General features: G+C 39.1%; 25 protein-coding genes. 18 read left to right on the forward strand and 7 right to left on the reverse strand.

Features of this window, described 5'->3' with window-relative positions; translation table 11 throughout:
- Positions 1 to 35: 35 nt before the first annotated feature.
- The 7 genes from ACFQRG_RS05230 (at position 36) to ACFQRG_RS05260 (ending at position 7,341) form a co-directional block, all read left to right on the forward strand.
- On the forward strand, positions 36 to 899 hold the full coding sequence (locus tag ACFQRG_RS05230) for a LysR family transcriptional regulator (protein ID WP_380964446.1): 864 nt from the start codon (positions 36 to 38) through the stop codon (positions 897 to 899).
- 60 nt (positions 900 to 959) lie between these two features.
- A complete protein-coding gene (dapD, locus tag ACFQRG_RS05235; protein ID WP_380964448.1) occupies positions 960 to 1,679 on the forward strand; it encodes a 2,3,4,5-tetrahydropyridine-2,6-dicarboxylate N-acetyltransferase in 720 nt (239 codons plus the stop codon).
- 84 nt (positions 1,680 to 1,763) lie between these two features.
- Positions 1,764 to 2,972 (forward strand): aspartate aminotransferase family protein, encoded by a 1,209-nt coding sequence (locus tag ACFQRG_RS05240; protein ID WP_380964450.1) that lies wholly within the window; start codon positions 1,764 to 1,766, stop codon positions 2,970 to 2,972.
- 6 nt (positions 2,973 to 2,978) lie between these two features.
- The gene (locus ACFQRG_RS05245; RefSeq protein WP_380964452.1) at positions 2,979 to 4,097 is read left to right on the forward strand and encodes an N-acetyldiaminopimelate deacetylase; all 1,119 of its coding nucleotides are present in this window, start codon (positions 2,979 to 2,981) and stop codon (positions 4,095 to 4,097) included.
- 44 nt (positions 4,098 to 4,141) lie between these two features.
- Positions 4,142 to 4,384 carry a YkuS family protein gene (locus tag ACFQRG_RS05250; protein WP_380964970.1) on the forward strand — a complete coding sequence of 81 codons (243 nt, stop codon included), beginning with the start codon at positions 4,142 to 4,144 and terminating at the stop codon, positions 4,382 to 4,384.
- Positions 4,385 to 4,483: 99 nt separating this feature from the next.
- Positions 4,484 to 5,851: a TrkH family potassium uptake protein gene (locus ACFQRG_RS05255; protein WP_380964454.1), complete on the forward strand. Its 1,368-nt coding sequence runs from the start codon at positions 4,484 to 4,486 to the stop codon at positions 5,849 to 5,851.
- A gap of 152 nt (positions 5,852 to 6,003) precedes the next feature.
- Complete coding sequence (locus ACFQRG_RS05260) at positions 6,004 to 7,341, forward strand: TrkH family potassium uptake protein (protein ID WP_380964972.1); 1,338 nt, start codon at positions 6,004 to 6,006, stop codon at positions 7,339 to 7,341.
- A gap of 47 nt (positions 7,342 to 7,388) precedes the next feature.
- Here the strand turns inward: ACFQRG_RS05260 and ACFQRG_RS05265 are convergent, their stop codons facing one another.
- Complete coding sequence (locus ACFQRG_RS05265) at positions 7,389 to 8,231, reverse strand: mechanosensitive ion channel family protein (protein ID WP_380964456.1); 843 nt, start codon at positions 8,229 to 8,231, stop codon at positions 7,389 to 7,391.
- A 286-nt stretch (positions 8,232 to 8,517) separates the two neighbouring features.
- Between ACFQRG_RS05265 and ACFQRG_RS05270 the strand changes: the two genes are divergently transcribed.
- The 4 genes from ACFQRG_RS05270 (at position 8,518) to ACFQRG_RS05285 (ending at position 12,763) form a co-directional block, all read left to right on the forward strand.
- Entirely contained in the window at positions 8,518 to 9,060 is a 543-nt protein-coding gene (locus tag ACFQRG_RS05270; RefSeq protein ID WP_380964458.1) for a peroxiredoxin, read from the forward strand.
- Between the two features lie 281 nt (positions 9,061 to 9,341).
- On the forward strand, positions 9,342 to 10,703 hold the full coding sequence (locus ACFQRG_RS05275) for an APC family permease (RefSeq protein WP_380964460.1): 1,362 nt from the start codon (positions 9,342 to 9,344) through the stop codon (positions 10,701 to 10,703).
- Between the two features lie 329 nt (positions 10,704 to 11,032).
- Positions 11,033 to 12,049, forward strand: a complete 1,017-nt coding sequence (locus ACFQRG_RS05280) for a cytochrome d ubiquinol oxidase subunit II (protein WP_380964462.1) — start codon at positions 11,033 to 11,035, stop codon at positions 12,047 to 12,049.
- Between the two features lie 18 nt (positions 12,050 to 12,067).
- Positions 12,068 to 12,763 (forward strand): potassium channel family protein, encoded by a 696-nt coding sequence (locus ACFQRG_RS05285; RefSeq protein ID WP_380964464.1) that lies wholly within the window; start codon positions 12,068 to 12,070, stop codon positions 12,761 to 12,763.
- Positions 12,764 to 12,831: 68 nt separating this feature from the next.
- Here the strand turns inward: ACFQRG_RS05285 and rnjA are convergent, their stop codons facing one another.
- Positions 12,832 to 14,511: a ribonuclease J1 gene (rnjA, locus tag ACFQRG_RS05290; protein ID WP_380964466.1), complete on the reverse strand. Its 1,680-nt coding sequence runs from the start codon at positions 14,509 to 14,511 to the stop codon at positions 12,832 to 12,834.
- 3 nt (positions 14,512 to 14,514) lie between these two features.
- Positions 14,515 to 14,724, reverse strand: a complete 210-nt coding sequence (locus ACFQRG_RS05295; RefSeq protein ID WP_380964468.1) for a DNA-dependent RNA polymerase subunit epsilon — start codon at positions 14,722 to 14,724, stop codon at positions 14,515 to 14,517.
- 363 nt (positions 14,725 to 15,087) lie between these two features.
- Between ACFQRG_RS05295 and ACFQRG_RS05300 the strand changes: the two genes are divergently transcribed.
- The gene (locus ACFQRG_RS05300; RefSeq protein WP_380964470.1) at positions 15,088 to 15,870 is read left to right on the forward strand and encodes a Cof-type HAD-IIB family hydrolase; all 783 of its coding nucleotides are present in this window, start codon (positions 15,088 to 15,090) and stop codon (positions 15,868 to 15,870) included.
- 36 nt (positions 15,871 to 15,906) lie between these two features.
- Here the strand turns inward: ACFQRG_RS05300 and def are convergent, their stop codons facing one another.
- Both def and ACFQRG_RS05310 read right to left on the reverse strand, forming a co-directional pair.
- Positions 15,907 to 16,455: a peptide deformylase gene (def, locus tag ACFQRG_RS05305; RefSeq protein WP_380964472.1), complete on the reverse strand. Its 549-nt coding sequence runs from the start codon at positions 16,453 to 16,455 to the stop codon at positions 15,907 to 15,909.
- 167 nt (positions 16,456 to 16,622) lie between these two features.
- Positions 16,623 to 16,793 carry a YjcZ family sporulation protein gene (locus ACFQRG_RS05310; protein WP_380964974.1) on the reverse strand — a complete coding sequence of 57 codons (171 nt, stop codon included), beginning with the start codon at positions 16,791 to 16,793 and terminating at the stop codon, positions 16,623 to 16,625.
- A 404-nt stretch (positions 16,794 to 17,197) separates the two neighbouring features.
- On the opposite strand from ACFQRG_RS05310, the gene ACFQRG_RS05315 reads away from it, so the two are divergent.
- The 5 genes from ACFQRG_RS05315 to lpdA all read left to right on the forward strand — a co-directional run bounded on the left by ACFQRG_RS05315 (position 17,198) and on the right by lpdA (position 23,166).
- Positions 17,198 to 17,851 (forward strand): YkyA family protein, encoded by a 654-nt coding sequence (locus ACFQRG_RS05315; protein WP_380964474.1) that lies wholly within the window; start codon positions 17,198 to 17,200, stop codon positions 17,849 to 17,851.
- A 544-nt stretch (positions 17,852 to 18,395) separates the two neighbouring features.
- Entirely contained in the window at positions 18,396 to 19,439 is a 1,044-nt protein-coding gene (pdhA, locus tag ACFQRG_RS05320; RefSeq protein WP_380964976.1) for a pyruvate dehydrogenase (acetyl-transferring) E1 component subunit alpha, read from the forward strand.
- Positions 19,440 to 19,442: 3 nt separating this feature from the next.
- On the forward strand, positions 19,443 to 20,420 hold the full coding sequence (locus ACFQRG_RS05325) for an alpha-ketoacid dehydrogenase subunit beta (protein WP_380964476.1): 978 nt from the start codon (positions 19,443 to 19,445) through the stop codon (positions 20,418 to 20,420).
- A gap of 57 nt (positions 20,421 to 20,477) precedes the next feature.
- Positions 20,478 to 21,752: a dihydrolipoamide acetyltransferase family protein gene (locus tag ACFQRG_RS05330; RefSeq protein ID WP_380964479.1), complete on the forward strand. Its 1,275-nt coding sequence runs from the start codon at positions 20,478 to 20,480 to the stop codon at positions 21,750 to 21,752.
- 4 nt (positions 21,753 to 21,756) lie between these two features.
- Positions 21,757 to 23,166: a dihydrolipoyl dehydrogenase gene (gene lpdA / locus ACFQRG_RS05335; RefSeq protein WP_380964481.1), complete on the forward strand. Its 1,410-nt coding sequence runs from the start codon at positions 21,757 to 21,759 to the stop codon at positions 23,164 to 23,166.
- 54 nt (positions 23,167 to 23,220) lie between these two features.
- Here the strand turns inward: lpdA and ACFQRG_RS05340 are convergent, their stop codons facing one another.
- Complete coding sequence (locus ACFQRG_RS05340) at positions 23,221 to 23,616, reverse strand: thioredoxin domain-containing protein (RefSeq protein ID WP_380964483.1); 396 nt, start codon at positions 23,614 to 23,616, stop codon at positions 23,221 to 23,223.
- 301 nt (positions 23,617 to 23,917) lie between these two features.
- Here ACFQRG_RS05340 and ACFQRG_RS05345 point away from each other — a divergent pair, with 301 nt between their 5' ends.
- Complete coding sequence (locus ACFQRG_RS05345) at positions 23,918 to 24,028, forward strand: GapA-binding peptide SR1P (RefSeq protein WP_380964485.1); 111 nt, start codon at positions 23,918 to 23,920, stop codon at positions 24,026 to 24,028.
- 66 nt (positions 24,029 to 24,094) lie between these two features.
- Here ACFQRG_RS05345 and ACFQRG_RS05350 read toward each other — a convergent pair whose 3' ends face one another.
- Positions 24,095 to 25,573, reverse strand: a complete 1,479-nt coding sequence (locus ACFQRG_RS05350; RefSeq protein ID WP_380964487.1) for an aminotransferase class I/II-fold pyridoxal phosphate-dependent enzyme — start codon at positions 25,571 to 25,573, stop codon at positions 24,095 to 24,097.
- Positions 25,574 to 25,628: the final 55 nt, after the last annotated feature.

Consider the following 25,628-nt stretch of genomic DNA (forward strand, 5'->3'; position numbering starts at 1 on the left):
TTAAATATAAACATAGTGGATCAGAGGTAACCAGCATGCAAAGAAGTGATTTGCAGATTCTAACGATATTAGCAGAAGAAGAAAACATGAGAAGAGCGGCTGAAAGACTGTTTGTTTCTCAGCCGGCGTTAAGTCAAAGACTCCAGAGTATTGAAGAAAATTGGGGGACAACGATTTTTGTAAGATCAAAAAGAGGTCTTAGTTTAACTGCTTCCGGAGAAAAAATTGTGGCTTTTGCAAAAGAGACACTCTCCCGCGAAGAGCAGGTAAGAGAAGATATTGTTTCAAATGAAACCGATATTTACGGCACACTTAAATTAGCTGTCGCAACCATTACAGGCCAATATTGGCTGCCCAACGTACTAAAAAAATTCGTAGAAAAATATCCTTTAGTTAAAATTTCATTAGTAACAGGTTGGTCAAGTGAGATTCTCAAGTATATGTATGAAGGCTGCCATATTGGGATTATTAGGGGAAACCCGAAATGGCGGGGAAGAAAACAGCATTTATTTTCAGATGCCCTTAATCTTGTAGACACATCTCTGTCCTCCATTGAAGAATTACGAAAAAGCGAAAAAGCTTATATTCAGTTCCGAAGCGATTCAAGTTATTATCAGGAAATACAAGAATGGTGGCACCAGCACTCCCTAAAGCCCCCGGACAGAACAATCTATGTTGACCAAATAGAAACTTGTAAACAAATGGCTTTAAATGGTATTGGTTATGCTATTCTTCCATCAATGAGTCTTACTGAAAAGGATGATGATGTGTACAAAATTCCATTAAAAGATAAACATGGCCGATTATTGACAAGGGAAACTTGGCTATTGACATATGATGAAGCATTACAACATAAACAAGTTAAAGCTTTTGTCGATTTATTGTCTAATGAATCATAGACTTTCAATGAAAAATTCGTTACGATAAATACGATCATAAAACATGAGGAGGCAAAAATCATGAAAATGATGGATGCAAATGAAATCATTTCTTTTATACAAAACAGTGAGAAATCTACCCCGGTTAAGGTATACATAAAGGGTGATTTAGAAGGTATTGATTTTGGCGCTGAAACACAAACATTTATAAACGGAGGATCCGGTGTATTATTCGGTGAATGGAAAACGATTAAATCTGTTCTAGAAGAACATAAAGATAAAATCGAAGACTATGTGTTAGAAAATGACCGCAGACACTCTGCGATTCCTTTACTTGACTTCAAAAAGGTACAAGCCCGTATTGAACCGGGTGCTATTATTCGGGACCAAGTTGAAATTGGCAAAAATGCGGTTATTATGATGGGCGCTACGATCAATATCGGCTCAGTTATCGGTGAAGGTACAATGATCGATATGAACGCGGTATTAGGCGGAAGAGCAACAGTGGGCAAAAATTGCCATATTGGTGCTGGTGCAGTATTGGCCGGAGTTGTAGAACCGCCGTCTGCGCAGCCTGTTATCATTGAAGATGATGTTGTTGTCGGTGCTAACGCAGTTATTTTAGAGGGTGTTAAAGTAGGCAAAGGATCCGTCGTTGCTGCAGGAGCGATAGTTATTGAAGATGTTCCTGAAAATACAGTTGTTGCGGGTACTCCGGCTCGTGTCATCAAACAATTAGATGAAAAAACCAAGTCGAAAACAGAAATAAAACAAGAACTTCGCCAACTCAAAGAAGACTAAGTTTTCACTAAGGCTGCAGCCTATGCCCTATGGCTTGGCACCAGCCTTTCTTTATTATAAAAATGCATACAGGGAGGCGCCTTTATGGAAAATTGGGCGGAACTGGATCGTCGTTACTTAATGCCAACATACGCAAATCTTAAATTGCCGATCGCGATTACTAAGGGGGAAGGCAACTATCTTTATGACACCGAAGGAAAAGCCTATTTGGATCTGTTCACCGGATTGGCTGTCAATGTTGTTGGTCATTCCCATCCGAAAATTGTCAAGACACTAAAAGAACAGGGAGAACGCTTTTTGCATATTTCCAATATTTATCTTAATCCTCCTGCAATTCGCTTGGCTGAGCGGTTATCGAACTCAACGATTGGCGGAAAAGTGTTTTTTACAAATTCCGGTGCAGAAGCTTCTGAAGCCGCAATAAAGTTCATTCATAAGTACCAGCAAAAAGCAGCCCGGGATCGGGAAGGCATTGTCGTTCTTAAAAAAGGCTTTCACGGTCGAACATTAGGCGCATTAAAATTAACAAGGCAGCCCGGAGTATACCAGGACTTTCCTTTGCCGTCATATAAGATTATAGAAATCGAACCGGAAAATATAGCTGATTTGGAAGAGGCCATTGCGAAACGTCCGTTAGCTGTCTTAATGGAGCCTGTATTAGGTTCTGCCGGTATATATCCGTTGTCGGATGCCTACTTACAAAAAGTTCAAGAGCTTTGTAAAGAACACGGGGTTCTGCTTTGTATGGATGAAATTCAAACAGGCATGGGACGTACGGGAACATTATTTGCTTACGAGCAAGCAGGTATTGAGCCTGATTTAATTCTTTTTGCCAAAGGGGTTGGCGGAGGGTTGCCGCTCGGAGGCATTATTAGTAAACCTGCTTTATCTGATTTATTTGCTCCTGGTGACCATGGCACGACATTTGCGCCATCACCGCTCAGCTCTGCTTTAGGTAATACGGTACTGGAGATACTGTTAGATGATGGCCTGTTGGAAAAATCAAGGGAAGTATCTGCTTATTTGAGAGAAGAATTAACTGCTTTAAAAGAGTCATACAGTGATTTAATCGTAGATATTCGCGGCAAAGGATTTATGGCGGGAATCGTATTAAACGGGAACCCTGAAAATGCAAAAAAATTGCGTGCGAACTTATTAAATGAAGGCATTCTGATTGATGTCACTCAAAAAACAATCATTCGCTTACTGCCGCCTTTAACATTAACTAAAGAAGATGTTGACCTTTTTATAAAGACTTTTAAAGAACATTTACTTTCATTAAATGAAGGATGATACGCAATGGATCTTATTGAAACGAGGAGAGCGCTTCATCGTATTCCTGAACTTGGCTTTAACGAAGTAAAAACACAAAGCTTGCTTTTAAACAAGATCAGACAAATGCCTCAAGAACATTTAGAAATAAAAACATGGCGGACAGGCATTCTTGTAAAAGTTACAGGGACAAATCCGGTCAAAACGATTGGCTACCGTTGTGATATTGACGGGTTGCCGATTTATGAAGAGACAGGTTATTCTTTTCAATCTGAGCATGAAGGGCAGATGCACGCGTGCGGACATGATTTCCATATGACGATCGCTTTAGGGATTCTTGATAAATTGTCTCATCAGCCTGTAAAGGATAACGTTGTAGTCATTTTTCAACCGGCTGAAGAAGGACCCGGCGGAGCCCGGCCGATGCTGGAAAGTGAGGCGTTTAAAGCATGGCGCCCAGACGTTATTTTCGCCTTGCATATTGCGCCAGAATATCCAACAGGTATGGTCGCTGTAAAAAAAGGATTATTGTTTGCCAATACATCGGAGCTTTTTATTGATCTTAAAGGTAAAGGCGGGCATGCCGCATATCCGCATCTTGCCAATGATATGGTCGTAGCAGCCAGCGCATTTGTAACGCAGATTCAGAGTATTGTTGCCCGGCGGATAAATCCGCTTGATTCAGCCGTTATCACGATCGGTAAAATTTCCGGTGGAACGAAACAAAATATCATTGCTGAAGAGGCACGGATCGAAGGGACAATTCGGGCGCTTGATCCAAAAACTATGGCAGATATTAAGAAACATATTGAATCGCACGTTGCCGGAATAGAAGCATCTTATCAATGCGAAGCATCTATTGATTATGGCGCTAATTATTATCAAGTTTATAACGAACATAAGTTAACAGAATCATTTATTAACTTTTGCAAAGAAAATAACTTTCCTTTAACGATCTGTTCTGAGGCAATGACCGGGGAAGACTTTGGTTACTTTTTAAAAGAGATCCCAGGGTTTATGTTCTGGCTTGGCGTTGATTCTGAAGCGGGACTCCATGCTGCAAAATTAATGCCTCATGAGGAGGCCATTGGTCACGCTGTAGACATCGTCAGCGGTTTTATAAGATATCAAAGCCGCCAGGTATAGCGTTTATAATAATTTGGCAAGCTATAAGTCAAGGAGGTGTGATGATGGCAAAAATTGCTGTTGAACAATCTTTGACTCAGGTAAAGGACGCTCTTGAAAGTAAAGGCTATGAGGTTGTCACGCTAAAATCAGAAAGTGACGCAAAGGGCTGTGACTGCTGTGTCGTTACTGGCGGCGACGTTAATGTCATGGGTATCCAAGACATCGTTATTGAAGGCCCTGTCATTGACGCAAGAGGTCTTAGTGCCGATCAAGTTTGTGAAGAGGTTGATTCACACTTACATTAAAAAATTTAAGGCGACCATATTGGGTCGTCTTTTATATTAAATTTTTAAACAATCTCTTTAAATAAATGTTGATACATATTAGACTAATATAAGCTATGAATGTATGAAAAGAGGAGAAAGGTTACTTTGCTTACAAAAAAATATCGTGCCGGCCGGAAATGGTTAAAGCTTCATCCGCCGCAAGTTTTAGCTTTAGGATTTATTACATTATTTATTGCCGGCGGATTCTTATTATGGCTTCCGGTCTCTACAACTAGACATATCAGTTTTTTGGATGCGTTCTTTACAGCCACATCCGCGTCAACGATTACCGGGCTTAATGTTGTTGATATAGGATCTACATATACATTGTTTGGTCAAATCGTTATAATGTGTTTGATTCAAATTGGCGGTTTAGGATTTATGACCTTTGCGGTATTTACCGTCATGATTTTAGGAAGGAAAATTGGTTTAAGACAACGCCTTCTTATTCAAGAAGCTTTAAATCAACCGAATGTTGGAGGTATTGTTCGTTTAGTAAAGGTGCTGATTATTTTTTCCTTATTTATTGAGCTTGCGGCAACAGTGTTGTTATCAATGGATTGGGTGCCAAAGTTCGGCTTGTTAAAAGGTTTCTATTACAGTCTTTTCCATGTTGTTTCAGCATTTAATAATGCGGGCTTTTCTTTATGGCCAAATAGCTTATCAGATTACGTTGGCGATCCGGTTGTCAATATTATCATTACTGTATTAATTACAACAGGCGGTCTCGGCTTTATTGTTTTAGTAGATATTTGGTACAGTAAACAATTTCGTGACCTGACCCTTCATTCAAAGTTAATGATTACGGGAACATTGGTTATCAGTGTTATTTCGATGCTGTTCTTTTTTCTATTTGAATATGGCAATCCCGGAACAATAGGCGGATTATCATTAACGGACAAGCTGATCGCCTCTTATTTTCAAGGGGTTTCACCGCGTACCGCCGGTTTTAACACAATTGATTTTAGCCATATTCATGAAGGTACAGCACTGATCATTATGTTGCAAATGTTTATCGGTGCGGGAAGCGGTTCGACTGGCAGCGGGATTAAAGTCACTACTTTTTTGGTCATTTTACTTGCTGTTATGTCATTTATACGCGGAAAAGACCAAACAGTCGTCTTTAACCGTTCAATTAAATCATCTACAATTATGCGATCCATTGCGATTGTTGTCATTAGCTTAACAACAGTGTTTGTTGCGGTCCTTATTTTAACAGTAACTGAGCATGCTTCTTTTTTTACTGTATTGTTTGAGGCAGTTTCCGCTTTTGGTACAGCCGGTGTTACGATGGGATTGACAGATCATCTTTCAACAGCCGGCCGGTTTATTATCATTTTTTTAATGTTTTTAGGCAGAGTTGGACCATTGACTTTAGCTTTTTCTTTGTCCGCACCAAAAAAAAGCAACATCCGTTTTCCGAGCGGCGATGTATTTACTGGATAAAGGTAAATGTTTCTAATCATAAACTTGAACATTTCTATTTAATACATAGAATTCATGACAGTATAAAATGTTTAAGGTATAATAACCAATAATTTCATCACAATAATCATCATGCTTTTAGCTGATTAGCTGGAAAAGGGGATAGGACTTTGATTAATAAAAATCAATCAAAGCGGAAGTTATTGGGTGAACTTCATCCGCCGCAAATTTTAGCTTTAGGATTTGTCATTTTAATTATTATAGGCGGGTTGCTGTTATGGATGCCTATTTCTACAACAAAAAATATAAGCTTTTTAGATGCGCTGTTCACTGCAGCATCAGCAACAACGGTAACGGGGTTAAATGTTGTTGATCCCGGTTCTACATATACGTTATTCGGACAAATTATTATTATGTGCTTAATTCAAGTCGGGGGCTTAGGATTTATGTCCTTTGCCGTTCTTTTAATCATGCTGTTAGGGAAAAAAATAGGTCTTAAGCAGCGTATGCTCGTCCAAGAAGCGCTTAATCAGCCTTCTGTCGGCGGCGTTGTTCGTCTGGTAAAGGTGTTATTTATTTTTTCACTGATTATTGAGATAGCGGCAACGATTCTTTTATCTTTAGAATGGATACCGAAGATGGGCCTGTTTAAGGGCCTGTTTTATAGTTTATTCCATTCAATTTCAGCCTTTAATAATGCGGGCTTTGCTTTATGGCCGGACAATTTATCCGGCTTTGTGGGCGATCCCGTTGTCAATATTGTCATTTCTTTATTGATCATAACCGGCGGACTGGGCTTTACAGTTTTGTCAGATATATGGTACAGCAAGGAATTTCGTCAACTTTCGCTTCATTCTAAATTAATGATTGTTGGTACAATCATTATAAATGTCGCAGCAATTTTATTATTTTTTGCCCTGGAATATAAAAATCCCGGCACGATCGGCAAGCTCTCATTTGGTGATAAAATGCTTGCTTCTTATTTTCAAGGCATTGTTCCCCGGACAGCCGGATTTAATACAATTGATTTCAGCAAAATCCATGATGGAACAGCAATCATTACGATCATGCTTATGTTTATTGGCGCCGGCAGCGGATCAACTGGCAGCGGTATTAAAGTCACAACATTTATTGTCATTCTCCTTGCAGTTATTTCATTTATACGCGGAAAAGATCAAACAATAGCATTCAAACGTTCGATCAGAACATCAACCATTATGCGCGCCATTGCAGCAGTTATTGTCAGTCTGACAGCCCTGTTTATAGCAGTGCTTCTGTTAACAATGACGGAACACGCGCCGTTTATTAAGATTTTGTTCGAAGCAGTTTCCGCTTTTGGCACAGTCGGTCTAACGATGGGGCTGACAGACCATCTGTCAACGGCGGGACGCATCATAATCATGTTTATGATGTTCTTCGGCAGGGTCGGTCCGTTAACACTAGCCTTTTCATTATCCGTTCCTAAAAAAGGGAATATCCGTTTTCCAAACGGCGATGTATTTACAGGTTAAATGATAAATAGCCTCATTAAGCGAACAGCCTAATGAGGTTATTTTTTTCATTGCTGCATTTGATTTGAAGGGGATATGAATTGAGGTTGGGGGAGCTCAATGCCATGTTCTTCGAAAGCTTTTTTAATCCCTTTTTTAATATCGCTTTCAACACCCCATTGTTCTCCATTAACCGTCTTTCCAACAATACGAATGACTATATCATTGCTCCCGATCGTTTGTACACCAAGTACATTAGGACCTTCTACAACGTATCGGTTTTCCTTAGCCACCTTTTCGCAGACTTCCTGCATAATATCTATAGCACGATCTACATCTTCTTTGTAGGAAATAGCTATATCAACCAGGGCTCTCATGTTGCCTCTCGAATGATTACTTAAGTTAGAGATATTACGGTTGGGGATGTAATGCAGTGTCCCATCAAAACCCCTGATTTGTGTTGTTCTAAGACCTATTTCTTCAACAATGCCTTCAAAACTGCTTACGGTGATATAGTCGCCGACATCCATTTGCTTTTCTAATAGTAAAAAGAATCCTGTCACGACATCGCTGACCAGACCTTGAGCGCCAAAACCGACTGCTAAGCCAACCACACCGGCGCCGGCAATTAATGCTGAAACATCAAGATTAAAAATATTAAAAATGACAACGATAAGTATAAAACTTAAACAATATGAAAAAATACTAAGAATGAGACGTTCTAACGTATAAATCCTGCCAATAGATTCGGTTTTTTTCATCCGTATTTTTTCGAAAGTATGGGTGATAAAACGTTTCCCGACAGCCTTTAAAATAAAGAAGGCAATAATAACAATAATTAATTTAAGAGCAATGATTCCTGCCGTTTCCAAAATGTTTTCCCAATGAATTTTCTGTATTAAATGTTGCACAGATGGGCCTCCTTTGTCTGATACTTATGAATGAATGTCTTGTGTTTTCATAGGTTAAAAATTTTTGGTGCATACATTGATGGACTATTATTGATTATAACGATAATAATGGAGGTCTTCAAATGATAGCAGATGATTTAGAAGGTGATATAAAAGTCCTTATTTACCAAGGTATTTACCTAGATTAAATTGATTATCATTTAAAATTGACTTAAAAGTAGCCTTGTACTATAATGACTAATGTAACCTCAGATTGTGAGGAAATTGTCTAGGAGGGATTTTAATTATGCCAGAACGCATGGTAGCAAAACAAGCACCCCGCTTCGAAATGGAAGCAGTTATGCCAAACAAAGAATTTGGTAAGGTAAGTCTTGAAGAAAATATGAAAAACGATAAATGGACAGTATTGTTCTTCTATCCGATGGACTTTACTTTTGTCTGCCCGACTGAAATTACTTCTTTCAGTGATCGTTACGAAGAATTTGAAGATCTTGACGCTGAAGTTATCGGTGTCTCAACAGATACAATTCATACACACTTAGCTTGGATCAAAACACCGCGTGAAGACAATGGTCTAGGTGATATTCATTATCCGCTTGCTGCTGATCACAATCATGAAGTAGCAAGAAAATATGGTATACTTATTGAAGAAGAAGGCGTTGCACTCCGCGGCCTTTTCATCATTAGTCCTGAAGGCGAGCTTCAATACAGTGTTGTTAACCACAACAATATTGGCCGCGACGTTGATGAAACACTCCGCGTCCTACAAGCGCTTCAAACTGGCGGCCTTTGCCCGGCTAACTGGAAACCGGGTCAAAAAACTCTATAATTAAATTTAAAAAGCTGTTGACTTTAACTTAAGTCAGCAGCTTTTTTTGCAATTAAGATAAAAGGGTCTCTTCAGCAGATGCTTTTTTGAATAGTGTTTTTGGTGTTTATTAGAGTTATTGAGCTGTATTCCTTAAAGTTAATCTATTTAATGTTGAATAGAAAATGCAAAATTGAATAAAAGATTTTTTTTACAAACCGATTTAAATGGTTTTCCCACTTGGCATAAAATTTGCAATATTTAGTTTGCATAACGTTATGACCAAAGAGGGGGATTTGATAATGACAGATAAAACAATACTTAAGCGCTCATTAGGACTTTGGGCAATAGTAGGATTAGGTTTGGGATATATGACGCCGACAGTTGTGTTCGATACATTTGGTATTGTGTCCGGGGACACAAATGGCGTTGTACCGCTCGCATATTTAGCAGCAATGGTTGCCATGTTATTTACAGCGCTCAGTTATGGGAAAATGGTTAGGGTTTTTCCAAGTGCAGGTTCAGCTTATACATATACGAAGGAGACGATTAATCCTCATTTGGGATTTATGGTCGGATGGGCGGCATTGTTAGATTATATCTTGCTGCCAATGGTAAACGCTTTAATTATTCGAATATACATGCAGTCGCTTTTTCCATCAGTACCTGCATGGATCTGGGTTGTATGTTATGTCATTATCGTCACGGGCATTATTGTTTGGAGTATGAATTCGACATCAAATGTTAATATGTTTCTTCTAGTCTTTTCAATTGCTTTAATCTTAGCATTTATTGTTCTTGCCTTTATACAATTATTCCATGGCATGGGACAGGGAACCATTTTTACAACTGTTCCTTTGTTTCATTCAAATGTGCACGTATCCTCTGTTCTGATGGGGGCAACTGTTGTCTGTTTCTCTTTTATTGGGTTTGATGCTGTAACAATGTATACAGAGGAGGCTAAAGATCCCAAGGCAGTGCCAAAAGCAATTATGCTGACTGTTCTGATTGGGGGCGGTATATTTTTTATCGCTGCTTATTTTACACAATCTTTGTTTCCTAATATCTCTCATTTCAAAAATACTGATGACACTTTGCCTGAAATCGGATTATATGTCGGGGGAAAAATCTTTCAACTGCTTTTTATAGCCGGAGGGTTTGCTTGCACCCTTGCTTCCGGACTTTCATCCCATGCGAGTGTATCCCGCCTTTTATACGTTATGGGACGGAACGGGGTGTTTCCAAAAAAGTTGTTCGGCTACGTTCATCCAAAATTCCGGACACCTGTCTTTGATATTGTATTGGTTGGAGCAATTTCGCTGTTTGCTATTGCACCGAGCTTAGATTTAATATCCTCCGTTATTAATTTCGGGGCGTTAATTGCTTTTACATTTGTTAATTTCTCAGTGATTGCTTATTTTGTTTTCCGGAAAAAAAGATATAAAACCGGGAGAGATGTATTTTCTTATATTATTCTGCCTCTTATTGGTGCAGGATGTACGGGTGTTTTATGGTACTTCTTACACGGTGATGCATTAAAGGGAGGCATAGTTTGGGTTATTATCGGGTTTATTTATATGCTTTTCAAAACAAAATTTTTCCGGGCAAAGCTTGCCGATTTTGGTTTTGACGAGGCGGAAAAACCTACTGAATTAAATGGATGAAATATACTTTTAATGACTTTTTAAAGATAAGGCAGATCTGCAGTTAATTCGTGAATTTTTTTACGGGAATTAAATTACAGATAATTCTTAAGACATTATACAAAAGACACAGGGCAATATTTTAGAAACGTTGCGGACATCCGCAACGTTTTTTCATGCGAGACTTTATGAAAGATTTATGTTTTAATTAAATTAATTGGGGTGACAATTTAACTTTGTTTTGTTTAACTGTCAGCCAATTTTATATTAATGTACTGAATGAGTCAGATTATGTCTAAAATAACAAATAAGCAACAGTCGTTTGTGTGGAAGTGAAGAGGGGGACTTTTGTGGTTGCTTGGATAGGGATAACGGTTTTATGGATTTTTCTATACAGTTATCTAATATTAGCATCGATTGACTTCGGTGCCGGCTTTTTTTCATTTATTTTTAAAATACAAAATAAGCAAGTGCTCGACCGGGTAATTAACCGTTACTTATCACCGGCATGGGAAGGGCTGAATATTTGCTTTGTTTTGCTTTTTGTTTGTGTAATTGGACTGTTTCCGCAAACCGCTTATTATTATGGGACAGGCTTATTAGTCCCTGGAAGTATAGCACTTATTTTAATGGCTGTCAGAGGCTCGATGTACGCCTTTTATTATTACACTTCGAGGGATGGCAAGGTTTTTCAAATCTTTTATGGTGTAACCGGTTTACTTATACCAGCAGTTCTTTCTTCTGTTTTAACGATTAGTGAGGGCGGTTTTATCAGCTTAGAGCATAACAAAGGGCATTTAGTGATTAGAAAACTGCTGACAAGTTTCTATTCTTGGTCCGTAATTATTTTGGCGGTTGTCAGTGTTCTTTATATAAGTGCGATGTTTTTAACTTATTATGCAAATAAAGCAAATGACACAGCAGCATCGGAGAAGATGAGAGGGTTGGCGCTTTTTTGGAGCGTACCGACCATACTCGCTTGCGCATTGGTATTTGCAGCTTTGCAAATGCACAATCCTGAGCATTTTAATCAAGTGTTAAATCATATCTGGATGTTTGAATTATCGCTCGTATTTTTTTTGATAGCTGTTACCCTTGTATTTCAGAAAAAGTTTTACGGCTTAGCCTTTTTCCTTGTTTTGCTTCAATTCTATTTTGCTTTTTTCGGATATGGATTAAGTCATTTGCCGTATCTATTGTATCCGTATGTTGATTTTCATGTAAGCTTTTCGTTTTCCGTAGCAAGTATTGTTTTTATTTTTATAGCTGTAACCGTATTAGCGATTCTTATTCCTTTTCTCATCATTTGGCTAAGGTTATATATATTGAAAAGGAACAAGTTTAGCAGGAACAATGTGGTAAAATAAAGATGCTTGTTTAAACCAATGTTTTTTGGAAAGTATGGAGGAGTTATTGTGAAAAAGCAATTTGCAGTGATTGGATTAGGGCGTTTTGGCGGGAGTATTTGCCGTACATTAAGCGAACAAGGGGCGGAGGTACTTGCTATTGACAGTGATGAGGAAAGAGTCAATGAGTTTACGCCGATTGCTACTCATGCAGTAATTGCGGATTCAACTGATGAATCAGTACTGAAAAGCCTGGGACTTCGAAACTTTGACCATGTGATTGTCGCGATTGGCGACAATATTCACGCCAGTATTTTAACCACCCTCATTCTAAAAGAGCTTGGTGTAAAAAAAGTGACGGCTAAAGCTCAAAACGATTATCATGAAAAAGTTTTAAGGAAAATCGGCGCTGATCATGTGATTCACCCCGAACGGGATATGGGTGTCCGGATCGCAAACAGCATCACTTCAACAAGCGTCTTAGACTATCTTGAACTCTCAGATAAACATAGCATTGTTGAAGTGATTGCCGGAAGGAAAATGGATGGAAAATCCTTAAGTGATTTAGATGTTCGGGCAAATTATGGCGTCAATATTGTAGCTATTAAGGAACACGGCCGTATCAATGTATCTCCGCGCGCCGATCAAACAGTTCACGATGGTGATATTTTAATTATCATTGGTTCCGATCAAGATATTGACCGATTTAAAAAACAATTATTAGATAATGAATAGCTGTCTTTAAAAAATAAGAAAACAGACCCATTTTTTTCGGGTCTGTTTTCTTTTCTTTATTTGCTTTCCTATTTGCTTTCCGAAACTTCCATAATAATTGGTAATATCATCGGTCTGCGGCGCGTTTTTTCATATAAGAATGGCGCAAGTGTTTCGGTGATTTCGTTTTTAATTTCCGTCCATTGGGTCGTTTTTCTTTCCATCACTGTATCCAGATGCTTACTTAACAGGCTTTGTGCGTCATTAATTAAATCTCCGGATTCTCTCATATAAACAAATCCTCTTGAGATGATATCAGGTCCTGCAAGCACTTTATGATTTTTCATATCAATGCTGACAACAACGATAACTAGACCTTCTTCCGATAAAATTTTCCGGTCTCTTAATACGATATTGCCAATATCGCCAACACCGCTGCCGTCAATAAATACTGAACCTGATGGGATTTTTCCGGCAATATGCGCTTCATCATTGTCCAGTGCGAGTACGTCGCCGTTATCCATTATAAATGAATGGTCAAGAGGAACGCCGCAGTCATGCGCGTGTTCAACATGCCGTTTCAACATGCGGTATTCACCGTGAATCGGCATGAAAAATTTCGGTTTTATTAAACGGAGCATCAGCTTTTGTTCTTCTTGGCCGCCGTGCCCCGAAGTATGAATATCGGTGATATTGCTCTGGATTACATCAGCCCCGGCGCGAAACAGCTGGTTGACCGTTTTATTGACACTGACCGCATTGCCTGGTATTGGCGATGATGAGAAGACGACCGTATCGCCGGGAATAATTTGAATTTGCCTATGTGTACCGTTAGCAATTCTTGATAATGCGGCCATTGGTTCACCTTGGCTGCCCGTACAAAGAATGGCAACTTTGTCTTCCGGCAGCCGATTGATTTTCTGGTGATCTATAAAGGTATCCTTAGGTGCGCGAATGTATCCAAGTTCTTGTCCAATTGTAATTGATGCTTCCATGCTGCGGCCAAAGACAGCAATTTTACGGCCTGTACTAATCGCAGCTTCAACAACCTGCTGTAAGCGGTGAATATTGGAAGCGAAAGTAGCGAAAATAATCCGCCCTCTAACTTTTCGGAAGATATCTGTTATATTAGCACCTACTTGCCGTTCTGACATGGTAAAGTTCGGCACTTCACTATTCGTGCTGTCAGAAAGAAGACATAATACACCTTCCTTGCCGATTTCAGCCATTTTAGTTAAATTGGCAGGATGTCCAACCGGTGTAAAATCAAATTTGAAATCACCAGTGTGTACAATGGTTCCAGGCGGTGTTTTGACAACAATGCCATATGAATCAGGGATACTATGTGTCGTACGGAAAAAGGTAACAGACGTTTTTTGAAATTTAATCACATCATCTTCGCTGATGATATTCAGCTTGGCGCGTCTTAATAAACCGTGCTCATCAAGCTTATTGCGGATGAGGCCCATAGCAAGCTTTCCGGCATATATCGGCACATTAATTTCTCTAAGTAAATAAGGCACGCCGCCAATATGGTCTTCATGTCCATGTGTTATGAATAGACCTTTTACTTTGTCCGCATTTTTAACTAAGTAAGTATAATCAGGAATAACATAGTCAATACCAAGAAGCTCATCTTCAGGGAATTTAATACCGGCGTCTATAAGAATAATTTCATCTTGGAACTGGACAGCATAAGTATTTTTTCCGATCTCGCCTAAACCGCCGAGAGCGAAAACGGCTGTTTGATGGTTTTTAACGAATTTCATAGGCTATATTTGCTCCACTTTAAAGTTTTCCGATTGTTTCTCATAGTCAAGGTATGCGCCGTCTACCTTAATAACAACCTCAAGGTTATATGGTTTATCCGCGAGCTTTTCGCGAACCTCGCGTTCACTTTCAGCTTCGATGTAAAGTGTTTTCGTATTTTCCCTTACAGGAACTTCTTCTTTTGACTCCTGATAATGTACTTTGTAAATCATGTAAAACCTCTCCTTATAATCCTGAATATTTTTCCTGTGTCTATTATAAATGAAATAAAGACGTTTTTCAGTAAATATTATTATTGACCGGCACTCAGACAGCGCCGGTCTCGAAACCTAAATTTGAGCTAAGCGGTTTTTCGCTATAAGCTCTTTCATTCTTCTCAGCCATTTTTTCTTTACTCTTCTAAACATGGTCACCCTCCTTGAAGCATTTCTTGGTGCTGATCCAGGAAAGCTTGACCACATATCACATGGCTTGTTATTAGTTTGCACAATTGGTATAAAACCATGTAAAATATATATTTGTTGTTACCGGCAAAATTTTTTATTAACTGACATATCCTAAAGGGGGAAACAGATATGACAGAACAAAAAATTGTTTTCTTTGATATAGACGGAACATTACTGGATAATGAAAAGAAGATTCCAAAATCAACAGCAAATGCCGTTAAGAAGCTGCAAGAAAATGGTGTGATAACAGCAATAGCTACCGGGCGGGCGCCATTTATGTTTGCTCATATTCGTGAACAATTAAACATTCAAACCTTCGTAAGCTTTAACGGGCAATATGTTGTCCATAATAATGAACCTGTTTTGAAAAACCCGTTATCCCGAAAATCGCTGCTTTCTCTTGAAAAGAAAGCTGCTGACAGCGGACATCCGATGGCATTTTTAGGAACTGAAACAATGGCTGCTAATTGCAATAATCATCAATATATTATTGATAGCTTTAAAGATCTTAAAATATCTCCGCCGCTTGAAGACCGTATGTTTCACCATCATGAAGATATTTATCAAGCTTTGGTATTTTGTGAACAAAAAGACAAGGCAGATTACCTTAATACGGAGCGGGACTTTGAGTATATACGATGGCATGAATACTCAATGGACGTTGTACCGACCGGAGGTTCAAAAGCAGAGGGCATTAAACGTTTATTAAACAAACTCAATATTGATGTTAAAAATACCTATGCTTTTGGCGACGCATTGAATGATATAGAAATGCTTTCTTTTGTTCAGCACAGTTTTGCAATGGGAAATGGGATGGACGAAGCCAAGAAAGCGGCAAAATATGTTACTAAACACGTTCAAGAAGACGGTATATATTATGGTTTACAAAAAGCGGGTCTTTTAAACGTATAAAAAAAATGCTGGATACTTCCAGCATTTTTTTATATTTTATTCTTTAAGTGCGCCTTCCGGAACCTTAAATGGATTTTCTTTATCTATACGATCATAGAACATAATTCCGTCCAAATGATCAATCTCATGCTGAACGGCTATGGCGGCAAGCCCTTTTAACCGCAATATAACTTCCTTATTATTAATATCGTAAGCATGCACTTTAATTCTTGCCTGGCGCGGCACGATGCCGGGGACATCGCGATCAACAGACAAGCATCCTTCTCCGCCCTCAAGGTATGTTTGTTCCACAGAGTGGCTGATAATTTTAGGATTAAACAAAGCATACTGATGAAGTTTATCTTTATCGTCCGTTAAATAAATGGCTATCATTCTTTTGCTAACACCAATTTGTGGAGCAGCGAGTCCAATGCCTGCCCGCAAATGATATTTTTCGGCAATCTCTTCGTCTTGACTATTAATTAGAAATTCCATCATTTTTTTTAATGTTTCTTTATCACTATCTGATGCGGGAATTTGTACATCTTCGGCGACTTGACGCAGAATAGGATCTCCCTCTCTAACGATGTCATCCATGGTCAGCATTAATAACACTCCTCATTGCTTCGATCTGTATAAAATTTCATATGTATAGTTTATCACAACACTTATTAAACTTAAAAACCAATTTCATTTCTGTGATTGCCGGTCACAGTTTGCATACCAACCATCAGTTGGGGGATGTATGGGCCCCCGTCTGATGGAAGTTTCTCTTAAAGGATCGCAGACGCCCCTACGATGATCAGCAAAATAAACAATACAACAATTAAAACAAAATTACGATTGCCGCATGGCTCGTAACAGCCCATTTGATAAGCCGGGTAACAACATTCTTGGTGCATAGGATAATAACCATCATAATGATCCCACAATACAGGTTCCATCATCGGATGACAGCCGCATTCTGCTCCAAACGGCTCCGCAAATACCGCATGGGCATATGGATGTTCATAGAAATGGTGCTTATGATGATGGTGGTGATGCGGATGGTGGCCGTGATGATGGTGTGGATGGTGATGATGCGGCATTACCGGATTTTCCATATTAATATTACCCATGTTCTCCCAATGACCCATATGGTCCCAATGCTCCATATTTTCAAAATGTTCCATGCCGATTCCTCCTGTAAAAAAATACGGTACATTTATAACATATGACCCGGGTACAAATGTGTTTGGATGGTTGCCCAGTATGTTTTTTCATGATTCGCATGTCAATTATTATCATAATTTGTTATGATTTATACTGATTGTAAGTTGGATAGAGAGAAATATGAGGAGGAACTGTCTTGAGATTGTTTCGAGTGTTACCTATGTTATTGATAACGGGGTTGCTTTTGTCTGCATGCAGCTTAACTGAAAGTCCGAGTCAGAAAATCTATACCCTGGCAGAGAAATCGGCTTCTAAAGAAAAAGATTTTAATCAAGTTCAAAAACCGCTTGTTGATGCTGAAGAGAAAGAACAAGCTATATATAATCAGTTAGTCACCCTTGATAAAAATAATGTTAAACAGACTGCAAAATTAAGTGACCAAGCGGTTCAATCAGTCGAAAATAGGGGTCGGCTTTTAAAAAAAGAAAAGAAAAGTATTGATAATGCGTACAATACTTTTAAACAGGCTGTACCTGAAATAAACAAAATAAAAGATGTTAAATTGAAAAATAAGGCAAAGCAAATGGCGGATACAATGAAAGCCCGCTATAAAGATTATCAAATATTACATAATGAATATTCTGAAGCCTTAAAAGACGACCGGAAGCTTTATGAATTATTTAAGGATAAGAATTTAAAGATTGAGACATTGCAAACTCAATTAGAAAAAGTAAACAATCATTATAAAGCGATAAGTAAAGATAAAGAAACTTTTAATAAAGCAACAAAAATATTCAATCAACAAAAGAAAACTTTTTATGATGCTGCAGATATCAATAATAAGAAATGAAAAAGGCGCCAATGGCGCCTTTTTTCATGACAGCGCTATTACAGATATAGTACAGATGGTTATTTTTTATTATAACAGTTTGTGGGACAGAATGTAGTTCTTCTTTATTGACTTAAGCAATGTACGTATTATACACTGTTAATGGATATGGGTTGTACTAGTCAAAAGTTTTTAAATCACTAAGACAGATTAATAGCAGTCAAGACCCATTATTTATAACATAAGTTGATTAAATGACGTTTTAAACGGGTATACCAAGTATGGTACAAGTTTTAAACGTTAATAAACATACTTAACATTATAAAGTTAACTTGGCCGGCGCCAAGCCGATAGGCACAGGTGATTGCCCAGTTGCACTTATACTATCTGCCTTTCATGGCAACTGCGTCGAATTTACCTTCTATGCTGCCATGATATAAATCCGATGATAGTGTAAAAAATGATAAATTTAACCAAACTGCTATTAACCCATTTTTTTATTTGAAAGGAAGAGGTGAAAGGATTGGCAACTAAAAAACTTGACAAAGTTGAGAAGCAATTTGAAATGCTGCAAATTCTCAACGAAGAAGGAGAAGTTGTTAACGAAAAGGCGATGCCTGATCTCTCTGACGATGAATTAAAAGAATTAATGCGCCGTATGGTCTATACAAGAATTTGGGACCAAAGAGCGCTTTCTTTAAACAGACAAGGACGTTTAGGATTCTACGCGCCGGTAGCCGGACAAGAAGCTTCCATGCTTGCAAGCGAATTTGCAATGGAAGATGAAGACTGGTTATTACCGTCTTATCGCGATATTCCTCAATTAGTATTTCATGGATTGCCTTTAACAAAAGCATTCTTATATTCCAGAGGTCATTTTATGGGCGGACAAATTCCTGAGGGTGTTAACGCTTTAATGCCTCAAATCATTATTGCTGCGCAATGTACACAGTGTGCAGGAATTGCCTTAGGGCTTAAAAAGCGCGGTAAAAAGAACGTTGCATTCACATACTTTGGCGATGGCGCAACCTCTCAAGGCGACTTTTATGAAGGCCTTAACTTTGCCGGTGCTTATCAGGCTCCAGCTGTCTTTATTTCACAAAACAACCGTTTTGCGATCTCTGTACCGGTTGAAAAGCAAACTGCTTCTAAGACGCTTGCACAAAAATCTGTCGCAGCAGGTATTCGCGGCATCCAGGTTGACGGTATGGATCCGCTCGCAGTTTATGCAGCAACAAAAGAAGCTCGTGAAAATGCTGTGAACGGCGAAGGACCGACACTGATTGAAACTTTAACTTACCGTTACGGTCCGCATACAACTGCAGGCGACGACCCTACCCGTTACCGTACGGAAGAATTAGATAACGAGTGGGAAAAGAAAGATCCGCTTATCCGCTTCCGCAAATTCTTAGAGAACAAAGGTTTATGGTCTAAGGAAGAAGAGGAAAAAACAGTTGAACAAGCGAAAGATGACATTAAAGCAGCTCTAAAAGAAGCTGATAATACGCCTAAACAGAAAGTAACAGATTTGATAAAAATTATGAGTGAAACACTTCCATACAATCTGCAAGAACAGTTGGAAGAATACACTGAGAAGGAGTCGAAATAACCTATGGCGCAAATGACAATGATCCAAGCTATTACTGATGCGCTTCGCACTGAGCTCAAGCGTGATAAAGATGTGCTTGTTTTTGGTGAAGACGTAGGTAAAAACGGCGGTGTGTTCAGAGCGACGGAAGGATTGCAAGACGAATTTGGCGAAGACCGTGTCTTCGATACGCCTCTTGCCGAATCCGGAATCGGCGGTCTTGCACTCGGTCTGGCAATGCAAGATTACCGTCCGGTTATGGAAATCCAATTCTTCGGATTCGTTTTTGAAGCAATGGACAGCGTAGTATCGCAAATGGCCCGCTTACGCTATCGTTCAGGCGGACACTTCAATGCGCCTGTAACAATCCGCGCACCATTCGGCGGCGGCGTTAAAACACCTGAACTTCATGCGGACAACTTAGAAGGCTTATTTGCTCAAAGCCCTGGTGTTAAAGTTGTTATTCCTTCTACACCATATGATGCAAAAGGCCTGCTTATTTCTGCTATTCGCGATAACGATCCGGTTATTTTCCTTGAGCATATGAAACTTTACCGTTCATTCAGAGGCGAAGTGCCTGAAGAAGAATATACAATTGAACTTGGTAAAGCAAACGTTGTTCGTGAAGGAAATGATGTGACGATCATCACTTATGGTGCAATGGTTCAAACTTCCGTGAAAGCTGCAGAACAATTAGAAAAAGAAAACATCAGCGCTGAAGTAATTGATTTAAGAACTGTCAGCCCGCTGGATATTGAAACAATTATTAAATCTGTTGAGAAAACAAATCGTGTCGTTGTTGTTCAAGAAGCACAAAAACAAGCCGGGGTTGCTGCAAACGTTATTGCTGAAATCAATGATCGCGCAATTCTTCATCTTGAAGCGCCGGTTGGCCGCGTTGCAGCTCCTGATACAGTATTCCCATTTGCCTCTGCAGAAAACGTATGGCTTCCGGATGAAAATGACGTTATTGCAAAGGTTAAAGAAACACTTAATTTTTAATAAGTTTCCGGACTGGAATTAATTGTAAAACGCAAAATAAAGGAGGCTAAATTAACAATGGCATATAGTTTTAAACTTCCGGATATCGGTGAAGGTATTCATGAAGGCGAAATTGTTAAATGGTTTGTTAAACCAGGCGACGAAGTAAAAGAAGACGATGTCCTTGCAGAAGTTCAAAATGATAAATCTGTTGTTGAGATACCATCACCAGTTGATGGCAAAGTATTAGAAATCAAAGCTGATGAAGGTACTGTAGCAGTTGTCGGCGATGTTATTGTCACATTAGATGCTGAAGGACACGAAGGTGACGATGCAGAAGAATCAGCAGCTGAAGATACAAAAGAAGAGCAACAAGAAACAGAGGCTAAAGCTGATAATAAAGAGGAAAAACAAGAGGCGGCATCAGCTAAAAATAATGACAGCCGCGTTATCGCTATGCCTTCCGTACGAAAATATGCACGTGAAAAAGGTATTAACATCAGCGAAGTACACGGCTCCGGCAACAACGGCCGCATCCTAAAAGAAGATGTCGACCAATTTGTATCCGGCGGCGGACAGGCTGCTGAAAAAGCGGATGAAAAACCTGCTGAAACAGCAGCACAAAAAGCTGCTCCCGTACCGGCTCAAGCCGGCCTTGAAACACGCGAAAAAATCCGCGGCATCAGAAAAGCTATTTCAAATGCAATGGTGCATTCCAAACATACCGCTCCTCATGTTACACTAATGGATGAGGTTGACGTGTCGAAAACTGTTGCTCATCGTAAAGAGTTTAAAGCTGAAGCAGCTGAGCAAGGCATTAAATTAACATATTTACCATACGTCGTGAAAGCACTTGTTTCTGCATTAAAAGAGTTCCCTGCTCTTAATGCAACTATCGATGATGAGAACGAAGAAATCGTCTATAAACACTATTACAACATTGGTATTGCAACAGATACGGATGCAGGGCTTGTTGTACCTGTTATTAAAGATGCAGACCGTAAATCCATGTACCAAATGGCCACTGAAATCAGCGAATATGCAACAAAAGCCCGTGACGGCAAACTGGCTGCAGAAGATATGAAAGGCGGCTCTTGCACAATTACAAATATCGGTTCTGCAGGCGGACAATGGTTTACACCGGTCATTAATCATCCTGAAGTTGCTATTCTTGGTATTGGCCGTATTGCAGAAAAAGCAATTGTACGTGATGGGGAAGTTGTTGTTGCTCCAGTACTTGCTCTTTCTCTAAGCTTCGACCACCGTCTCATCGATGGCGCAACAGCACAAAATGCGTTAAACAAAATTAAGCGGTTGTTGAACGATCCGCAACGACTAATAATGGAGGCGTAAGCAAATGGTTGTAGGAGAATTTACCACAGAAGTCGATACAGTTGTTATTGGTGCAGGTCCAGGAGGATATGTTGCTGCGATTCGTGCTGCGCAATTAGGACAAAAAGTTACAATTATTGATAAAGGTAACCTTGGCGGCGTTTGTCTTAATGTGGGATGTATTCCTTCTAAAGCGCTTATTTCAGCGAGCCACCGCTTTGAACATGCTCAAGAGTCTCAAGATATGGGTATTACTGCTGAAAATGTCAGCATTGACTTCTCCAAGCTTCAAGAATGGAAAGGCTCCGTTGTTAACAAGCTGACAAGCGGTGTTGCAGGCTTATTAAAAGCAAATAAAGTAGATATTGTAGAAGGCGAAGCCCTTTTTGTCGAGAAAGATGAAATCCGTGTCAACCATGGCTATGAGTCTTCCCGTTTCAAGTTTAAAAATTGTATCATTGCTACAGGATCAAGCCCAATTGAAATTCCTTCATTTAAATGGAGCGACCGTGTCATTTCTTCTACAGGCGCATTAGCGCTTAAAGAAGTACCTAAGAAAATGGTTGTTATCGGCGGCGGTTACATCGGTGTTGAATTAGGGTCTGCTTTTGCAGGTTTCGGAACTGAAGTAACTATTCTTGAAGGTTCAAAATCCATCCTTCCTGCCTTTGACAAAAAAATGGTTGCGCTTGTTAAGAAACGCCTTAAGAAGAAAGGTGTTACTATCCATACAGAAGCAATGGCTCAAGGCGTTGAAGAAACAAAAGACGGCGTAACTGTAAAAGCTGAAATTAACGGTAAAGAAGAGGCATTTGATGCTGATTATGTACTTGTTACAGTCGGCCGCCGTCCAAACACTGACGAGCTTAACCTTGACATGGCGGGTATTGAAACAACAGACCGCGGTCTTATCAAAGTAGACAAGCAATGTAAAACAAATGTTGACGGTATTTATGCAATAGGCGATATCGTCCCAGGAGCGGCTCTTGCTCACAAAGCTTCTTATGAAGGCAAGATTGCAGCAGAGGCAATCAGCGGCGAGCCGTCTGAAGTAGATTACATTGGCATTCCTGCAGTTGTTTTCTCTGACCCTGAGCTTGCAACTGTCGGCTTATCAGAAGAAGAAGCAAAAGAACAAGGCTATGAAGTAAAAGTTGGCCAGTTCCCATTTGCAGCAAATGGCCGTGCTTTGTCTCTTAACGATACAGATGGATTTATGAGACTTGTGACTCGTAAAGAAGACGGACTTCTCCTTGGCGCACAAATTGCGGGTTCAGGTGCAAGTGATATGATTGCTGAGCTTGGTCTTGCTATTGAAGCCGGCATGACTGCAGAAGACATTGCACTTACAATCCATGCTCACCCAACGCTTGGTGAAATTGCTATGGAAGCAGCTGAAGTAGCTCTAGGTACTCCTATTCATATTGCAAAATAATATTACTTATTAATAAAGAAAACCATCACTTAGTGATGGTTTTTTGTATTTACTTTATGTTTTTGTTAAAACCGGTTCAATTTGGTTATAAATATGACTCCAGCTGTGCTTACCTTGAATGGTCTTAATGGCTTGGTTATCGGACAGTAAAATAAGTGCCGGGTATTGGTTAACATTGAATTCTTTAGCCAAATCGGGCTGCCTTTTTGCATCATAAATATGAACATCGCAATCTTTATCTGGAAAGTGATCTTTTAACATTAAAAGGGCGTAATAATATTGTTTGTCATTATTACCATGATCAAAATCATTTGCCAGTACAATTGTATGCAGACCATGACCTTTAAAAAGGCTTAACGCATGGCTGACTTGATAAGTGTGGAGATCTTCACTTGATATTAAAAGTAAAAGAACCAAGGGAAGAAGTTTGAATAGTTTAGTAATGGACATTCCTATCACATCCGAGACTTTAAATATAGGTCTATTTTATCATGTGAAAAGAGGGAAATTCTGAGAATTTAGGATTTGTTATGAAAATGAAAACTAAACTACAAAATGTTACAAATTCACAACATAAATGTTATTGTATTCAATAATTTGACAATTTTTACAAGAGGGCGGCATTCAATAAAGTAATGCATAAAAAGATCATATTAATTTCATTATGTTATACTAATTGGGGTTGACATACGAATTGATATGTCATATTATATAAATACAAAATCAAGCGCTTACAAAGGGGATGGGTAAAATGGGAATCATCATTTGCCAAAAATGTAACTGCACAATTGATCATGTTGAAGATAATAAGGTTCGTACCTTGTACAGCACATGTCGAAAATGTAAAAAAGCTAAAAAATAATTTATTGTAAATATATTTTAATGGTGATAAATAATAACAAGCTTGCCGTTTCAGGCAAGCTTGTTATTATTTAATCGGAGTTGTTTCTTTAACAACCTTTAACATGGAAAGCGATGGGTCTTCCGGGCCTTGCACAGGAAGACCTGAGGCCATATTTTCAATAATGTAATTTAAATTATCACGTGTGATAATCTCACCGGGTGTAAAAATGGGGATACCCGGCGGATAAACCATGACAAACTCAGCAATGATTCGCCCTTCAGATTCCCAAAAAGGTATATTTTCTGTTTCTGCATAAAAAGCAGAGCGGGGTGAAAGTGAAAGGCTCGGCATTTGCGGGACGTGAACCGGCATTTCTTTATGTTGAACGGCATGATTTGTTAAACTAAGTTCCTCTGCCATATGGCGAAGGGCTGTTACCAATTGTTGAATCGTTTCATTGCTGTCTCCCGGTGTAACCAAACAAAGGATGTTATATAAATCAGAGAGTTCGACTTCAATTCGATGTTTTTCCCTTAACCATACTTCTGCGTCATAACCGCTGATTCCTAACTCTTTTACTGAGATCAACAATTTCGTAGGATCCAGATCAAATGTTGCTTGACCATTTAATATTTCTCTGCCAACACAATACAAGCTATCAATATCGTTAATAAGTTTTCGTGCCTCTTCAGCAAGAGCAATAGCTTTTGAAATCTGTTCTTTACCTTGGGTAGCAAGAAAACGCCTTGCACTGTCAAGGGAAGCTAGTAACAAGTAGGATGTTGAGGTTGTCGTCATCATACTGAGAATCGATTGTACATGCTTAGCTGACACTAGACCCTCTTTGACATTTAAAATTGAACTTTGTGTAAGGGATCCTCCAAGCTTATGGACGCTTGTTGCTGCCATATCCGCTCCTGCCTGCATGGCTGATAATGGTAAATCATTATGAAAGTGGATATGGACGCCGTGGGCTTCGTCAACAAGGACAGGAATATCATACTCGTGGGCCAATTCAACAAGCTGCTTTAAATTTCCGGCAATACCAAAGTATGTTGGATTAATGACAAGTAACCCTTTTGCATCAGGATGTTGATTAATCGCTTTTTGTACAGCATCAATTGTTATCCCGTGTGAAATGCCAAGATCCCGGTCAATTTCAGGATAGATAAACACAGGAATAGCCCCTGAAAAAATAATAGCTGATAGTACCGATTTATGAACATTTCGTGGTACGATAATCTTATCTCCAGGAGAACAAACAGATAAGACCATTGTCATAATTGCACCGCTTGTTCCTTGTACGGAAAAGAATGTCGCGTCAGCATCAAAAGCTTCGGCAGCGAGAGATTGCGCTTCCTTAATGATACCATGCGGCTGATGCAGATCATCCAGCGGGGCAATATTAATTAAATCTATTGAGAGTGCATTCTCTCCGATAAACTCCCGGAATTCGGGATCCATTCCTTTTCCTTTTTTATGGCCGGGAATATGAAATTGAATAGGGTTGGACTTAATATGATTTAGCAGCCCGGTAAATAATGGCGTTTCATTTTGTGACAATCTTTTGCACCTCATTTTTTTCAAACTAGATCTATCATAGTCTAATTATGAAGCA

This window comes from Scopulibacillus cellulosilyticus, from assembly GCF_042665295.1.
GTDB lineage: Bacteria > Bacillota > Bacilli > Bacillales > Sporolactobacillaceae > Scopulibacillus_A > Scopulibacillus_A cellulosilyticus.

What these genes read in the sequence shown, in the direction of transcription:
- ACFQRG_RS05250 (WP_380964970.1), top strand. Translation starts at nt 4,142, where the DNA reads ATGGCAAAAATTGCTGTTGAACAATCTTTGACTCAGGTAAAGGACGCT.
- pdhA (WP_380964976.1), top strand. Translation starts at nt 18,396, where the DNA reads ATGCTGCAAATTCTCAACGAAGAAGGAGAAGTTGTTAACGAAAAGGCG.
- rnjA (WP_380964466.1), bottom strand. Translation starts at nt 14,511, where the DNA reads ATGAAATTCGTTAAAAACCATCAAACAGCCGTTTTCGCTCTCGGCGGT.
- ACFQRG_RS05325 (WP_380964476.1), top strand. Translation starts at nt 19,443, where the DNA reads ATGGCGCAAATGACAATGATCCAAGCTATTACTGATGCGCTTCGCACT.
- ACFQRG_RS05330 (WP_380964479.1), top strand. Translation starts at nt 20,478, where the DNA reads ATGGCATATAGTTTTAAACTTCCGGATATCGGTGAAGGTATTCATGAA.
- ACFQRG_RS05300 (WP_380964470.1), top strand. Translation starts at nt 15,088, where the DNA reads ATGACAGAACAAAAAATTGTTTTCTTTGATATAGACGGAACATTACTG.
- ACFQRG_RS05310 (WP_380964974.1), bottom strand. Translation starts at nt 16,793, where the DNA reads ATGGAACCTGTATTGTGGGATCATTATGATGGTTATTATCCTATGCAC.
- ACFQRG_RS05275 (WP_380964460.1), top strand. Translation starts at nt 9,342, where the DNA reads ATGACAGATAAAACAATACTTAAGCGCTCATTAGGACTTTGGGCAATA.
- ACFQRG_RS05245 (WP_380964452.1), top strand. Translation starts at nt 2,979, where the DNA reads ATGGATCTTATTGAAACGAGGAGAGCGCTTCATCGTATTCCTGAACTT.
- def (WP_380964472.1), bottom strand. Translation starts at nt 16,455, where the DNA reads ATGCTGACCATGGATGACATCGTTAGAGAGGGAGATCCTATTCTGCGT.
- ACFQRG_RS05230 (WP_380964446.1), top strand. Translation starts at nt 36, where the DNA reads ATGCAAAGAAGTGATTTGCAGATTCTAACGATATTAGCAGAAGAAGAA.
- ACFQRG_RS05240 (WP_380964450.1), top strand. Translation starts at nt 1,764, where the DNA reads ATGGAAAATTGGGCGGAACTGGATCGTCGTTACTTAATGCCAACATAC.
- ACFQRG_RS05295 (WP_380964468.1), bottom strand. Translation starts at nt 14,724, where the DNA reads ATGATTTACAAAGTACATTATCAGGAGTCAAAAGAAGAAGTTCCTGTA.
- ACFQRG_RS05285 (WP_380964464.1), top strand. Translation starts at nt 12,068, where the DNA reads ATGTTTTTTGGAAAGTATGGAGGAGTTATTGTGAAAAAGCAATTTGCA.
- ACFQRG_RS05340 (WP_380964483.1), bottom strand. Translation starts at nt 23,616, where the DNA reads ATGTCCATTACTAAACTATTCAAACTTCTTCCCTTGGTTCTTTTACTT.
- ACFQRG_RS05345 (WP_380964485.1), top strand. Translation starts at nt 23,918, where the DNA reads ATGGGAATCATCATTTGCCAAAAATGTAACTGCACAATTGATCATGTT.
- lpdA (WP_380964481.1), top strand. Translation starts at nt 21,757, where the DNA reads ATGGTTGTAGGAGAATTTACCACAGAAGTCGATACAGTTGTTATTGGT.
- ACFQRG_RS05255 (WP_380964454.1), top strand. Translation starts at nt 4,484, where the DNA reads ATGTATGAAAAGAGGAGAAAGGTTACTTTGCTTACAAAAAAATATCGT.
- dapD (WP_380964448.1), top strand. Translation starts at nt 960, where the DNA reads ATGAAAATGATGGATGCAAATGAAATCATTTCTTTTATACAAAACAGT.
- ACFQRG_RS05270 (WP_380964458.1), top strand. Translation starts at nt 8,518, where the DNA reads ATGCCAGAACGCATGGTAGCAAAACAAGCACCCCGCTTCGAAATGGAA.